Origin of the sequence: Desulfitobacterium nosdiversum (assembly GCF_049860565.1) — a bacterium.
GTDB lineage: Bacteria > Bacillota > Desulfitobacteriia > Desulfitobacteriales > Desulfitobacteriaceae > Desulfitobacterium_A > Desulfitobacterium_A nosdiversum.
The window spans coordinates 3,757,723-3,771,790 of the sequence record NZ_CP172056.1 but is presented as its reverse complement, the minus strand read 5'-3'; the positions used below and the strand labels follow the sequence as shown (position 1 = coordinate 3,771,790).

Genomic DNA, 14,068 nt, shown 5'->3' with positions numbered 1-14,068 from the left:
TTTTTTATTAATTATTCAGGGCTTAGGACTTTCGGGGAAGTGTTCTGTTGTTCCTGTGGATAGAAGAAACTGTGGATAATGTGGATAACTTTGTGAATAACTGAGATAGGCTCGTTTACAAATTTTTAGGAAATAGAACAAAAAAGAATAACTTTACCCACAGGGGCTGTGGATAATGTGGATAAGTTGATGAAATCCAAGCTTTTTAAAGAAATAGGATGGGGATAAGTCCAACCGAACATATGTTACTTGACATAATCTCCTGAAAATGCAAAGGAAATTCGATCTTGAACAGAGAATAGAATTAAGCGGTTTTAAATTTCTAAGTCTAAATTTCTGAGGTTAAAGAAAGCAGGGACAAATTCGTGTGGATGATCTTCTTTTGTTTATTTGCGGGTTTTTTAATAGGATGGGTTAATTTATTGCCTCAACGTGTTTTGGCCTTCACAGGACAAGGTATGACGGCAGGAGTTGTTTTTTTGTTATTCACAATGGGCTTAAGGCTGGGAGTGGATCAAACAATTTTATCCCAACTTGGTCAATACGGATTACATGCGCTTCTATATTCGAGCCTAAGTGTACTGATGAGCTTGGTTGGTGTATATATGTTAGAAAAGATCATTAATAAAAGGTCTTCTTCTGAAAAACAATATCTTCTCGAGGCAGATCCATCTCAATCAACTGAGGAGCAATTCAATGGGTCTCAATCAGCCCATCCTTACCGTATGACGGTTCTGATCCTGGGAGCCGTACTCGTAGGAATGTTTACGGGATATGCCTTTTTTCCTGGTTCAGCTCAAAACATGATTCCCCTGGCGACTTCTGCGGCCTTAGACTTTACCCTATTCGTAGTTGGAATGGATCTAGGACAAAACCGTACTGTGTGGAATCAAATGTTTCGGATGGGGTGGCGGGTCTTTCTGGCACCGTTCGGTATTATGATCGGCAGTATTTTGGCAGGAAGTCTTGTCGGAGTTTTACTTGGGTATTCTTGGCGGGAAGGAGCGGCTGTATGTGCGGGTTTTGGCTGGTATAGCCTGTCTGGTGTTTTGATCAGCAATTTGCATTCCGTGTCATTAGGTACAACCGCTTTCTTAAGCAATATTTTTCGTGAAATTTTATCTATTTTACTGGCACCTCTTTTAGCGCGCAAAGCCAGCCCGCTGCTTCTTGTAGCGCCGGGCGGAGCAACAACGATGGATAGCACTTTACCCCTGCTGGTTAGTGTCGGGCCTAAAGGTATGGGGGTTATCGCTTTCGTCAGCGGCTTTACTTTGACCTCTCTTGTTCCGTTTCTTGTTCCTCTTTTATTAGGCAAACTATAATATCTATATTTAGAATTTTTTAAAATCGATTCTAAATAAAGAGAAGGAATTTATCTAAAATCACCGAAAAATTATATTAGGTGCTTAAGAGCTTAAGAATAAATTGGAGGTTATATGCAAGACAAGCGCTTAGTCCGTAAAACTGCTTTATCTTTAAGAGCTGCAATTTCACAGGAAGATCGTAACGATAAAAGCCGAGAAATTCTATCGCGGATTACACAGCTGTCAGTATTCCAAAAGGCTGGGACAATAATGTCCTTTTTAAATTTTAGAGATGAAGTGAATACAACTCTTCTCGCAGCAGAGATTTTAGCTTATAATAAAAATTTAGTACTGCCCCGTTGCGCACCGCAGGGGGAACTTATTCCCGCTAAGATTTACGATCTTTCTGCAGACGTGGAATCTGGAAAATGGGGAATTCGAGAACCCAAAATAGAAGGACTAATTCCAATTGGCCCAAAGGAAATAGACCTTATTTTTATTCCTGGAGCAGCTTTTGATCTAAAGGGAAATCGTGTGGGTTATGGCGGTGGGTACTATGACCGCTTTTTGCCGCAGCTGCGTGTAGACGTTCCTAAAATTGCTATCGCTTTTGCCTGCCAAGTGCTTCCCGAAATTCCGACAGAGTCTTTTGATCAAAGAGTGGACGCTCTTGTTACGGAAGAGGGAGTACATTGGTTTATTTGATGAGATAAGGGAGTGATAAAATGGGTGAGGGGTGTCAAGAGCTGGTTGACCCTAAAGAAGAGAAATTAGAAGAGGTCATCCACCGGTACAGGTCGCAAAAAGGAGCATTAATTCCTATTCTTCAACAGGCGCAAGGTATTTATGGATATTTACCGGAACATGTTTTAATACACATCAGTCAGCAGATGAAAATTCCGATCGCTAAAATTTACGGAGTTGTTACGTTTTATGCTCAGTTTCGCTTAACTCCGATGGGGCGCAATGTGCTGAGCATCTGTCTGGGTACGGCCTGCCATGTTCGCGGGGGTGCCAAAGTTCTGGATACAATCGAAAAAGAACTTAAGGTTAAGGATGGAGAAACTACTGAAGATGGGCGGTTTACTTTGGAGATCGTCAATTGTATCGGAGCATGTGGTTTAGCCCCAGTTATATCGGTGAATGGAGAAGTTCATGGGCGTTTAACCCCAGAGCAAATTCCAGGAATCCTCGCGAAGTATGAGTAGGGGGTTGAGGGGATGACAAGTAAGAAAAAAGTATTGGTGTGTGCCGGAACAGGCTGTACATCATCAGGAGCACATAAAATTATTGATTTGCTCAATCAAGAGATTATCCGGCAAGGATTAATGGAACGAGTTGAAACCGTTCCAACGGGATGCCAAGGGTTTTGCGAACAAGGCCCAACCCTTGTGATTGAACCGGATCAAACCTTATATACGTTGGTTAATCCGGAAGATGTTCCTGAAATTGTTTATAAAGAGTTTGGTGAAGGGGAACATGTGGAAAGGCTTCTCTATGTTGATCCCCTGACAGGACAACCTTCCAAAGACTATAAAACGACGCAGTTTTTCGCTAAACAGCATCGAATTGTTCTTCAAAATTGCGGTGTCATCGATCCGACTAAGCTTGAAGATTATTTGGCAAATGATGGGTATACAGGGTTGAAACATGTTCTTAAAAATATGACACCTGAGCAGGTTATTGAAGAAGTCAAACAATCCGGGTTAAGAGGACGCGGAGGAGCAGGTTTTCCAACGGGTTTAAAATGGAGTTTTTGCAAGGCCTCACCCGGCGTTAAAAAGTATATCATCTGCAATGCTGACGAAGGCGATCCGGGGGCCTTTATGGATCGCAGTGTCCTGGAGGGAGATCCTCATTCTATCATCGAAGGAATGCTGATCGGAGCTTATGCGATCGGAGCGGATGAAGGATATGTTTACTGTCGAGCTGAATATCCGCTCGCTATCAAGCATCTTGAGATTGCCATTAAGCAAGCAGAAGAAGCCGGGTTTCTTGGCGATAATATTCTAGACTCGGGTTTTAATTTCCACTTAAGAATTCAACCGGGTGCAGGCGCTTTCGTATGCGGCGAAGAAACGGCACTGATGGCTTCAATTGAAGGAAAACGGGGAATGCCCCGTGTTCGGCCTCCTTTCCCTGCTCAAAGCGGGTTATGGGGAAAACCCACCAACATTAATAACGTTGAAACGTGGTCCAATATTCCGCATATTTTAAGACATGGTGCCCAATGGTATGTTCAGTATGGAACAGAGAAAAGCAAGGGAACAAAGATCTTTGCCTTAACGGGTAAAGTTAAGAATACGGGCTTGGTCGAAGTACCGATGGGCATGACGCTTAGGGAGATTATCTTCGATATCGGCGGCGGAATTCGGGACGGCAAAAAATTTAAAGCCGTTCAAATCGGAGGACCTTCAGGAGGCTGTTTGCCGGAAAGTATGCTTGATTTGCCGGTAGACTATGATACCCTGACCCAAGCCGGGGCAATGGTAGGTTCCGGCGGTTTGGTTGTTATGGATGAGACGACCTGTATGGTGGATATTGCCCGTTTCTTCTTAAACTTCTCTCAGAGTGAATCTTGCGGGAAATGTACCCCCTGCCGCGAAGGCAATAAGCGCATGTGGGAGATTCTTGACAGGATTTGCCGCGGCGAAGGAAAAGAAGAAGACTTAGATACGATCGAGCAATTGGCGTTAACGGTCAAAGAAACATCGCTTTGCGGATTAGGTCAGAATGCCCCTAATCCGATCCTGGCTACGTTAAAATACTTCCGTTCGGAATTTGAAGCGCATATACGCGATAAAAAATGTCCCGCCCACGTATGCAAGGATCTTTTGAGTTATTCTATTGATCCGGACAAATGTAAAAAATGCAGTCTTTGCTCTAAGAATTGTCCGGCAAAATGCATTACCGGAGATAAAAATACACCCTATGTCATTAATGAAGAATCTTGTATTCGCTGTGGAACATGTATGGACAAATGTAAATTCGGAGCAGTCATGCAAGCCTAGGGAGAGGAGTGAAATGTGTGGAATGGCTAACCTTATCCATTGATGGGAAGGAGTACAGTGTACCTAAAGGCAGCACGGTTTTAGAAGCTTGCCGTATGTACGGTATTCCGATTCCAACGCTTTGCCAAGACCCTGAGCTTACAAATGCAGGGGCTTGTCGATTATGTGTGGTTGAGATTGAGGGGATGCGTAATTTACCCCCTTCCTGTGTTACCCAAGTAACTCAGGGAATGACGGTAAGGACACAGACCGATAAAGTGAGAAAAGCGCGCAAAACAATTCTGGAACTCTTAGTCGCAAACCATCCGCTGGATTGTATGACCTGTCAGAAGATGGGGAATTGTGCTCTTGCCGAGTATAGTTACGAATATGGGGTAAAGGGAAAAATGTTTGCGGGTGCTCGCAGGGACCTGCCGCTGGATGACAGCAATCCTTTTATTTTAAGAGATCCGAATAAATGCATTCTTTGCGGGAAGTGTGTGCGGGCGTGTGAGGAGATGCAAGGTCAGAATGTCCTCGATTTCTTTAAGAGAGGGTTTAACTCTCAAGTTGGCCCAGCCTTTGATCTTCCTTACAGCGAATCAGAATGTGTCTTCTGTGGAAACTGTGTTTCCGTTTGTCCGGTTGGAGCCCTCACAGAAAAACGAATGTATGGGCAAGGCCGCCCCTGGGAAGTGCAAAAGGTGCAAACGACCTGTGCTTATTGCGGAACAGGATGCAACTTCGACCTTAACGTAAAGGATGGAAAGGTGATCGGGGTTACGTCTAATCCTGAGGCGCCCGTCAACGGCAAAGCACTTTGTGTAAAGGGGCGTTTCGGTTATGATATGATTCATAGTCCGAAGCGTTTGACCACGCCGCTTATCAAGAAAAACGGCGAATTTGTACCCGCAAGCTGGGATGAGGCTTTAGATTTAGTCTCTTCGCGCTTAGGTGAGATTAAAACCCAGTTCGGTTCTGGTTGCATCGGAGCTTTAAGTTCAGCTCGATGCACAAACGAAGAAAACTTCCTCATGCAAAAATTCATGCGCGCGGTGATCGGAACGAATAACATTGATCACTGCGCACGGACCTGACACGCTCCCACTGTGGCCGGTCTGGCCACTTCATTTGGCTCAGGTGCGATGACGAACTCCATTAACGAAATTCCGAATGCTCAAGTCATGTTTGTTATAGGTTCCAATACGACGGAGGCTCATCCCGTGATTGGGACGAAAATGAAAAAAGCCTTAGCCCGGGGGGCAAAACTTATTGTCGCCGATCCGCGTCGTATTGAGCTTGCGGATAAAGCCGATATCTGGATGCGTTTGCAGCCTGGAACAGATGTTGCGCTCTTGAACGGGCTCATGAACATCATCTTGGAAAAGGGCTGGGCGGATACAAAATTTATTGAAGAACGGACCGAGGGTTTTGCCTTCTTCAAAGAAAACTTGAAGAAGTTTCCGCCTGAGGCTGTCAGCAAGATTACGGGTGTACCGCTTGAACAAATGGTTGAGGCGGCCGAGCTATACGCTACTGCCGAGCGGGCCCAAATTTTCTATACACTCGGGATAACCGAGCATACGTGTGGGACAGATAATGTCATGAGTTTGGCTAATCTTGCACTTTTAACTGGAAACATCGGCAAGGAAAGTTCAGGGGTAAATCCCTTACGCGGGCAAAACAATGTCCAAGGGGCCTGTGACATGGGAGCTTTGCCGACGGATTATCCGGGTTATCAAAAAGTAACGAGCCCAACGGCACGTGCTAAGTTTGAAGAAGCTTGGGAGGTGGCTCTTAATCCAAAGCAAGGTTTTATGATTCCGGATATGTTCCAAGCTGCCGTTGACAAGGATTTAAGAGCTATGTATATTTTTGGAGAAGATCCGGTTCTTACGGATGCGGATGCCAATCATGTTCGCAAAGGCCTGCAGGCCCTTGATTTCCTCGTCGTTCAAGATATTTTTATGACGGAAACAGCAAAAATCGCAGATGTGATTCTCCCCGGAACGAGCTTTGCAGAAAAAACGGGCACATTTACGAATACGGAACGCCGGGTACAAAGGGTTAATCAGGCGATTCAGCCGATTGCGAACACAAAAGTGGATTGGCGAATCATTTGCGAAGTTGCTGCGCGCATGGGTTATCCTTTCTCTTATCAATCCCCGGAAGAGATTATGCAGGAAATTGCGTCTTTAACCCCTCAATATGCAGGCATAACCTACGAGCGGCTTGGCAAAAAAGGCTTGCAATGGCCTGTTCCTGATGCTGAACATCCGGGAACGAAGTTCTTGCATGAAGGAAAATTCTCGCGCGGTAAAGGGCTCTTCATGCAAGTAAATTATCAGCTTCCCGATGAGCTTCCCGATGAAGAATATCCGTTTTTGCTCAGTACCGGCCGCAAATTGGCCCACTATAACATCACAACCCGAAATTCTGAAGCGCTTGACGGTTATTCTCCCGAAGAATTTGCGGAATTGAACCCGAAGGATGCAAGAAAGCTTAATATCCAGGATGGGGAAAGAATCAAAGTTTCCTCACGCCGCGGAGAGCTAGAGACCAGAGTCCAGATTACGGATCGTGTTCAGCCGGGAATGATCTTCATGACCCTTCACTACAAGGAAACACCGACTAATGTTTTAACCAACGCGGCCTATGATAAGGTTACGAAGACCTATGAATATAAGGTTTGCGGTGTAAAAGTTGAACGATTAAACTCAAAAGTATAAAGGTTTTGGACAAAAGATGACTAAATTTAGAGGGGAAGAACAGTAACAATTCTGTTCTTCCCCTTTTTCAAATGGTTCTTTCTAACTTGCAAGTGCCACCATTTTCTTTTTAAAAAACAGGTTAAATAGGGCAATGGAACGTCCTACACCAATAACAGCGGCTAGGGTTCCTAGCCCGATTCCAACGATTTTCCCGGCAAATAACACACCAATAAATACAGTAATAAGAACGCAGGAGATATCAAAAATGTTTTTGGAAAGTCCCAGGCCTTTCCTGATTCGCTTGCTTAACGCCTGAGTAAAACCATCTGCAGCATTCGGGACAAACCTCATTTCCACCGAAATAGCCACTCCGATTCCGGTCAGCAGGATTGCAGCAGCAAGCCAAAGAAGTTTTAGAGCCAAGCTATCGGTGTTTAATGTTATCATCTTATTAAAAATGTTAATGATCTGGCTGAATATAATGCTCATGGGAATCTGCAGCAAATCAAAGGAGCGAAATTTCTTGCCGCGTAGAATCATCTGTCCAACCACACACAGTATATAAATTACAAGAGTTGCGTTACCCAAATTAACCTTAAAGATATTGGAAATACAATAGGGAATGGATATAATTGGAGACACTCCCAAACCCGTCTTTGTATTTAAGATAATTCCTAAGGCAAGCAGCAGAAGTCCAATACAATACATTACTCCACGTAAAAATTCCTTCATATATTTCTATCTTCCTCTATTCCTTATTTAATCATCAAATTTTATTATTGCGGAATAATCATTATTCGCATCCATTGCACATTATAACATGGTCATATTGCACTTCGTAAAAATACAGGTTATTCTTTTTATAGAGATGTATTCTCCCAGAGAGGAGGTTTTATAATTTTAGACTTTACTGGAATACTGCTTGCGGGTGGCAAGAGTTCACGAATGGGAAAAAATAAGGCGTTCTTGGAGTTGAACGGAAAGCCTTTTATTGAGAAAAACCTTGAAATCCTGCAGTTGATTTTTTCAGAAGTTTTTATTAGCAGTAATACACCCGAACTTTATTCCCAATACAAGGTTAGGGTTGTACAAGATCATTATGTTGAGCATGGACCCCTTGGGGGTATCCAGGCCTGTTTACAGGAAGCTGTCTCGGAGTTTTGTTTTATTGCTGCTTGTGATATTCCTTTTCTTAATCCAGACTTGATTCATTTTATGGCTTCTTTGACTGAAAGGTATGACATTGTAGCTCCCAAAACAGCAGGAGGAATTCACCCCTTGTATGCTTTTTATAAACGTTCTTCCTGTCTGCCTAAGATAGAAAAAAGCCTTAAGGCGGGTATCCTTAAGACCATCGATTTTTTTGATCAATGTTCAGTTCGATATATATCGGAATCGGAAATAGAACGCTTTGGTAATGTGCAGCTCTTACTCTACAATGTTAATACCCCGGAGGAATGGGTTAAGTTTCAGATGGAGTGGGAGAAGGCAAAAGGATTCGCTCAGGACAAGTATAGATGTTAAGTCTGTCTCCGCGGGCAAAACCAATGACGGTGATATTTAAATCCTGAGCGAACTTTAACGCAAGCTCGGTAGGTGCTGAGCGTGCAATTAAGACTGGGATATTCATCTTAGCCAGTTTTAAAAGAATTTCCGAGGAAATACGACCGCTAAAAAAGACAACGTGATCCGTTGTTTTTATTCCGGAACGAAGAGCGGCTCCTGCTAATTTATCAAATACATTATGTCTGCCGATATCATAGCTGGTCAGCAGGACTTTACCTTGCGAGCCTATCCCGCCGCTATGAATTCCGCCAGTGGCTTGAAATAAGGGCGAATGGTCTTGAAGATACCGGGTGTACCCATAAGCTTCTTCAAGAGAAATTTGAACATTTGAGGTTTGACGCTGAAGGCGGTCTTTATCATTCGCAAAATTAAGGGTGACACGGCTTTTGCCGCAGCATGCGGAAAAGGTTCGCTTATTGAGAAGGTCTTTTGAGGCAAGATAGGAAGTCCCTTCGGCCCAAACGATATTGAGTTTAGGATCATATTTAAGCCATTGAATATCAGCGGCAGAATGGATAAAACCTTCACTAAAAAGAAAACCGTAGGCTAAATCTTCAAGCTGTGAAGGAGAGCAAAGCAGTGTAGCAATTTCCTCATCATTAAAAAAGAGGGTTAAAGGAATTTCTGGGACGATAAGATCCTCTGTTTGTATGAACGTATGGTCTTGAGCCTTTAGGATAGAATAACGGATGGCTTCTGTAGACATGATCATTCCTCCTCAGATATGATGTTATAATATCACGATCTGATTTAATTTAGAATAAATAGCGCTTTCTTCTGTCTTAAATCAAAAACGTAATTTTTATAGAAATTAGAAGGAAAATTTGGTTTTTTAGCGAATTAAAAAAGCAAACAACATATAGTTTGCTCCGAAACTAGGTAACCTAAAGTTAATGAAAACTATGGCGACTAGGCAAGTGTTAATACACTCGGGTATTATTGGAAACGATAGTATCTCCTGTTGGAAAGGAGTCTGTTCTAGCGACGAGGGATACCTCCGCGGTTAAACAGACCGCGGAGTTTTTATGTATTCAGGTTTTTTGAAAAGAGGGATATAGATGGAGGATCAATTTCAAAGGCAGATTGAATATTTACGAATATCCGTTACAGATCGTTGCAATTTGCGATGTCAATACTGCATGCCGGCTGCGGGAGTGGAGTGGATTCCTCATGAACAAATCCTTAGTTTTGAGGAGATTCACCGTCTTATCCGAATAAGTACACAAATCGGGTTTAAGCGTTTTCGCCTAACTGGCGGAGAGCCCTTAGTCCGAAAAGGAATTATTGACTTCATTAGCCGAGTATCCCAGATCCCCGGAGTAGAAGACTTGATGCTGACAACCAATGGAATGTTTCTGCCGGAAATGGCTTATGCTTTAAAAGCTGCAGGATTAAACCGAGTCAATATTAGTTTAGATACATTTAATCCTGAACGGTTCCGGGAATTAACGCGAGGTGGAGACGTAAATAAGGTTTTTCAGGGTATTTTCCGTTCATTAGAAGCAGGTCTAAAACCTGTGAAAATCAATGTTGTTGTTGTTCGTGATTTTAACCTGCATGAGCTGCCTAAATTTCTGGAACTTGCGCAGGATCACCCTTTGCATGTTCGCTTTATTGAACTTATGCCGATCGGGATTAGTTCGGATCGCCGCGGTGAATTTGTTCCGATTGATGAAATGAAAGAAATCTTAGGGTTACAAGGTTTAGAACTTGAAAGAGGTCAGATTGGAAGCGGACCCGCGGAATATGTGACTCCAGCAGGCTATAATGGAAGTATTGGTTTTATCAGCGCCTTAAGCCGGCATTTTTGTAATACATGCAACAGGATAAGGCTAACGGCCGATGGAAAGTTAAGACCCTGTTTGCACAGTCCCAAAGAGTTTGATTTGCGTGAAGCCTTACGAAACGGAAGCTCAGATGAAGAATTGAGAAAATTGTTGATGCAAGCCGTTTGGAATAAACCGGTAGAACACCATATGAATGAAGAAGCGTGGCAGGGAAGCAGAGTTATGTCTCAGATTGGAGGATAAGATGGAACTTACACATTTTGATGAGCAAGGCCGTGCGCGAATGGTTGATGTCAGTGATAAGGGAGAAACTCAACGTGTTGCCGTTGCTCGAGGAAAGATTGAGATGCAGCCGGAAACATTAGAGAGGATTCGTCAGGGTCAAATTGCCAAAGGGGATGTATTAGCGGTTGCTCAAGTCGCAGGAATTATGGCAGCGAAACAGACGTCCAGCCTTATTCCCATGTGTCATCCTCTTGCGATTACAGGAGCAGTCTTAAACTTTAAAATAGTTCCTCCCGGTACGATAGAAATAGAAGCATCAGTTAAGGTTACCGGTAAAACGGGTGTGGAGATGGAAGCTCTTACCGCAGTCAGCACAGCTGCCTTAACGATCTATGATATGTGTAAGGCTATCGATAAAGGTATGATCATTGGTGATATCCGCCTTATGGAAAAAATGGGCGGCAAAAGCGGACATTTTGTACGTCAGGATAACCATGAATAAACTGGAGATAAAGGAGATAGCTAAGATGGGTAAGATTATTGCTGTATGTACGAGTGAACGAAAAGGAATGCGCAAAAAGAATGTAGGGGAAGGATTATTAAAAGTTAAATTTGGGATTGAAGGCGACGCTCACGGCGGAGATTGGCATCGTCAAGTGAGTTTACTGGCTATGGAAAGCATTAGAAAAATGCAGGATAAAGGCTTAGATGTTGGTCCCGGTGATTTTGCTGAGAATTTAACGACAGAGGGAATCAATCTTGTAAGTTTGCCGATTGGAACCAAGCTTAAAATCGGGGGGCAAGGGTTAGGTGAGGTAACTCAAATCGGCAAGGAATGCCATGCGAAGTGTGCGATTTATTATCAGGCTGGAGATTGCGTAATGCCTAAAGAAGGAATCTTTATTAAAGTCCTTGAAGGGGGTCCGGTCAAAGTCGGAGATTCTATTGAGGTGGTGGAGTGATGTTAAGAGTAGGTGTCATTACGGCCAGTGATAAAGGATCAAGGGGTGAACGAGAGGATCTCTCGGGAGCATTGTTAAAGGAATTGGTCAAAGATATTGACGGAGAAGTTGTGGAATATCGCGTTCTTCCGGATGAACAACATTTGCTGGCACAATTGATGAAAGAATGGGCAGATGATTTAAAACTTGATTTAATTCTTACAACGGGAGGAACAGGTTTTTCCTTGCGTGATGTGACCCCGGAAGCAACGAAAGAGATCGCTGATCGAATGGTTCCGGGAATTGCGGAAGTTATGCGGTATGAAAGTCTAAAGGTTACTCCGAAGGCTATGCTAAGCAGAGCGGCTTCGGCCTTGCGGAAACGGACCTTGATCATTAACATGCCGGGTTCTCCTAAAGCGGTTAAGGAATGCTGGCAGGCCATTGCACCGGCTTTGCCTCACGGGATACAAATTTTAAAAGGTGAAGCCAGCGAATGCGCTGCTCCAATTAATTCCTAAGTCAGCTTGTCACCCCTGTCCGATTGGTGCATACAGTATAGTATGCGAACCGGAAACGGGGTGATTTTTTCTTGAGGACAATAGTTTTTGTTGACTACGAAAATATTTGGACAGGATTGACGGGAAAGGGGTATGAATTAACCCCGGAAATTTTAATGCAAGCCATTCAAAAATATGCAGAACGCAATAATCTTACTATCACGGGAATTTATCTCTATGCAAACTTTGACCGTGAAGAGTTTTGGAGAACACAGACCTCTTTCGAAAAAACGAATGTATTTACCCGACATGTTTTTGGAAAGAACAATTATGCCAATACTGAGATCAGAAAGAATGCGGCTGACGTTGAACTTATTCTCGAGGCGCAAGAAATTTTAATCACTCGAGCTTCAACCTTTGATATGTTTTTACTTTTTACAGGCGATGGGGACTTTTTGCCGCTGGCGCGAAAGATTCGGGCATGGGGTAAAGAGGTTTGGGTTATCGGTGTCAACGGTAGCATACATCATGGGTTGCAAGCGTTTGGGGATCAGCAGGGTTTCTTTGAAGAGTTTCTGAATCGGGAGGTCGATTTTAAGCCTGATCAGGATATTGAACAAGGAATACGGATTCTCGCGCAGCTTCAGCTCAATATGGCGTATGTGGCCTCTACGAAAGCCCGCTTAGCTTTATCTGAACAACTTCAGCGTACAACGCCACAAGTTAAAGAACTCATTCGCCATGCACTCAGGGAGCAAATCTTCCTTCAATATGAATTTCCCGATGCGAGTTTGAAAATCGGAAAAACGAAGATTTACCTTCTTAATTTAAAACATCCACGTGTTCAAGATGTTTTAGGGGATAAAGTTAAGGAATTGCAAGAACGGTATTTAAAGCTGGGATTATAGGATAAAGCTGAAGGTGAAAATAAATTTAGAGGTAAGTCTAAAGATATCCAATAGCTTATTAAATAAAAAGCTATTGGATATCTTTTTTAGAGAAATACATAGAAAAAGTCCGGTTAGGAGTTCTCCTAACCGGATAGTAGTTATTGGCTGACAAAGGTGATATTGCGAATGGGAATCCGAACTACAGGACGGAGACCATCGATCGGGGTTCCAACATTTGAGAACAGCTGTGCGTTAGTCAAAAGCGCTACGCCATCTTGCAGACCGCCAAAGTTTCCAATCCAGAATCCGGAATCCATGCCGATTCTCAGTTGAGCACCGATCGGGAAAGTGTCAAATAAACCGAGAATAAAAGGTCTGCAGGTCACTCCCGGGAATACTCCGAAGCTCATAATATCATTCTCCTTTTCTTTTATGGGTCGTCGGAACGACCTCAGAAGAACAAGAAGGAGAACTCAACGCTTCGTTTTACGATTTTGTCAGCCAAAGTTAATATTTCTAATTTAGTGTATGGATTAGCGTCCCAAAAAGTTAAGAATGAGAGAGCAAAAATAGGAAAAATTTGAATAAAATGCTTCTCGCGTGGTCAATATAAAGTTTAGAGCAAGCAGGAGGGTCTAAATCGAACGTTATATAAACAATGGAGTAATTGGAAGATAGCTGGAGGTATTAAGAAATATTCGCAGATATTTCTTGATTACGAGGTTTGATAATGTTTGATTTCGTTCTCATACTTGCATATTATTATAGCTAGATGTTAGCACTCACATTTAATGAGTGCTAACAAACAAAATGATGAATAATCTTAAGGAGGGAATTTCTTCAATGAACATCAAACCGTTGGGTGATCGTGTCGTTATTAAATCACTTCCATCTGAAGAAAGAACTAAAAGTGGAATCATTATGCCAGATACGGCTAAAGAAAAACCTCAAGAAGGGGAAATCGTTGCTGTAGGACCTGGAAAGATGGAAAAAGGAGAACGCATTGCACTTGATGTTAAAGTCGGCGACCGCGTGATCTATTCAAAATATGCTGGCACAGAAGTTAAGTATGATGGCGAAGAATATCTGATCCTCAAAGAGACTGATATTTTAGCAATTGTAGGTTAATTACTTATATTTGAGTCAATGAC

At 42.9% G+C, this 14,068-nt stretch carries 15 protein-coding genes and 1 riboswitch; of the genes, 12 read left to right on the top strand and 3 right to left on the bottom strand.

From position 1 onward, the window contains the following. The first annotated feature begins 422 nt into the window (after positions 1-422). The 5 genes from ACHOLT_RS18430 (at position 423) to fdhF (ending at position 7,026) form a co-directional block, all read left to right on the top strand. Positions 423-1,325 (top strand): lysine exporter LysO family protein, encoded by a 903-nt coding sequence (locus tag ACHOLT_RS18430; protein WP_425803646.1) that lies wholly within the window; start codon positions 423-425, stop codon positions 1,323-1,325. A 114-nt stretch (positions 1,326-1,439) separates the two neighbouring features. Continuing rightward, positions 1,440-2,012 (top strand): 5-formyltetrahydrofolate cyclo-ligase, encoded by a 573-nt coding sequence (locus ACHOLT_RS18425; protein WP_425803644.1) that lies wholly within the window; start codon positions 1,440-1,442, stop codon positions 2,010-2,012. 20 nt (positions 2,013-2,032) lie between these two features. Next, positions 2,033-2,515 carry an NADH-quinone oxidoreductase subunit NuoE gene (gene nuoE / locus ACHOLT_RS18420; protein ID WP_425803642.1) on the top strand — a complete coding sequence of 161 codons (483 nt, stop codon included), beginning with the start codon at positions 2,033-2,035 and terminating at the stop codon, positions 2,513-2,515. A gap of 12 nt (positions 2,516-2,527) precedes the next feature. Continuing rightward, positions 2,528-4,318, top strand: a complete 1,791-nt coding sequence (gene nuoF, locus ACHOLT_RS18415; RefSeq protein ID WP_425803640.1) for an NADH-quinone oxidoreductase subunit NuoF — start codon at positions 2,528-2,530, stop codon at positions 4,316-4,318. Positions 4,319-4,335: 17 nt separating this feature from the next. Further along, positions 4,336-7,026 (top strand): formate dehydrogenase subunit alpha, encoded by a 2,691-nt coding sequence (gene fdhF, locus ACHOLT_RS18410; protein WP_425803638.1) that lies wholly within the window; start codon positions 4,336-4,338, stop codon positions 7,024-7,026. 81 nt (positions 7,027-7,107) lie between these two features. Here the strand turns inward: fdhF and ACHOLT_RS18405 are convergent, their stop codons facing one another. Then, complete coding sequence (locus ACHOLT_RS18405; RefSeq protein WP_425803636.1) at positions 7,108-7,740, bottom strand: DUF6198 family protein; 633 nt, start codon at positions 7,738-7,740, stop codon at positions 7,108-7,110. Positions 7,741-7,836: 96 nt separating this feature from the next. On the opposite strand from ACHOLT_RS18405, the gene mobA reads away from it, so the two are divergent. Beyond that, complete coding sequence (mobA, locus tag ACHOLT_RS18400) at positions 7,837-8,532, top strand: molybdenum cofactor guanylyltransferase (protein ID WP_425808155.1); 696 nt, start codon at positions 7,837-7,839, stop codon at positions 8,530-8,532. Here mobA and fdhD read toward each other — a convergent pair. Further along, the gene (gene fdhD / locus ACHOLT_RS18395; RefSeq protein ID WP_425803633.1) at positions 8,471-9,280 is read right to left on the bottom strand and encodes a formate dehydrogenase accessory sulfurtransferase FdhD; all 810 of its coding nucleotides are present in this window, start codon (positions 9,278-9,280) and stop codon (positions 8,471-8,473) included. The two genes, mobA and fdhD, sit on opposite strands and share 62 nt — an antisense overlap. 149 nt (positions 9,281-9,429) lie before the next feature. Continuing rightward, positions 9,430-9,562: riboswitch (molybdenum cofactor riboswitch) on the top strand. Positions 9,563-9,632: 70 nt separating this feature from the next. Here fdhD and moaA point away from each other — a divergent pair. The 5 genes from moaA to ACHOLT_RS18370 all read left to right on the top strand — a co-directional run bounded on the left by moaA (position 9,633) and on the right by ACHOLT_RS18370 (position 12,935). After that, on the top strand, positions 9,633-10,604 hold the full coding sequence (gene moaA / locus ACHOLT_RS18390) for a GTP 3',8-cyclase MoaA (RefSeq protein WP_425803630.1): 972 nt from the start codon (positions 9,633-9,635) through the stop codon (positions 10,602-10,604). A gap of 1 nt (position 10,605) precedes the next feature. Beyond that, positions 10,606-11,088 (top strand): cyclic pyranopterin monophosphate synthase MoaC, encoded by a 483-nt coding sequence (gene moaC / locus ACHOLT_RS18385; protein WP_425803627.1) that lies wholly within the window; start codon positions 10,606-10,608, stop codon positions 11,086-11,088. Positions 11,089-11,113: 25 nt separating this feature from the next. Further along, on the top strand, positions 11,114-11,548 hold the full coding sequence (locus ACHOLT_RS18380; protein ID WP_425803625.1) for an MOSC domain-containing protein: 435 nt from the start codon (positions 11,114-11,116) through the stop codon (positions 11,546-11,548). After that, a complete protein-coding gene (locus tag ACHOLT_RS18375) occupies positions 11,548-12,048 on the top strand; it encodes a MogA/MoaB family molybdenum cofactor biosynthesis protein (protein ID WP_425803622.1) in 501 nt (166 codons plus the stop codon). Before ACHOLT_RS18380 ends, ACHOLT_RS18375 begins: the two co-directional genes overlap by 1 nt. Positions 12,049-12,119: 71 nt before the next feature. Next, positions 12,120-12,935: an NYN domain-containing protein gene (locus ACHOLT_RS18370; protein ID WP_425803620.1), complete on the top strand. Its 816-nt coding sequence runs from the start codon at positions 12,120-12,122 to the stop codon at positions 12,933-12,935. Positions 12,936-13,075: 140 nt separating this feature from the next. Here ACHOLT_RS18370 and ACHOLT_RS18365 read toward each other — a convergent pair whose 3' ends face one another. Continuing rightward, on the bottom strand, positions 13,076-13,327 hold the full coding sequence (locus ACHOLT_RS18365) for a hypothetical protein (protein ID WP_425803617.1): 252 nt from the start codon (positions 13,325-13,327) through the stop codon (positions 13,076-13,078). Between the two features lie 433 nt (positions 13,328-13,760). On the opposite strand from ACHOLT_RS18365, the gene groES reads away from it, so the two are divergent. After that, entirely contained in the window at positions 13,761-14,045 is a 285-nt protein-coding gene (gene groES / locus ACHOLT_RS18360; protein WP_425803615.1) for a co-chaperone GroES, read from the top strand. Positions 14,046-14,068 lie beyond the last annotated feature (23 nt).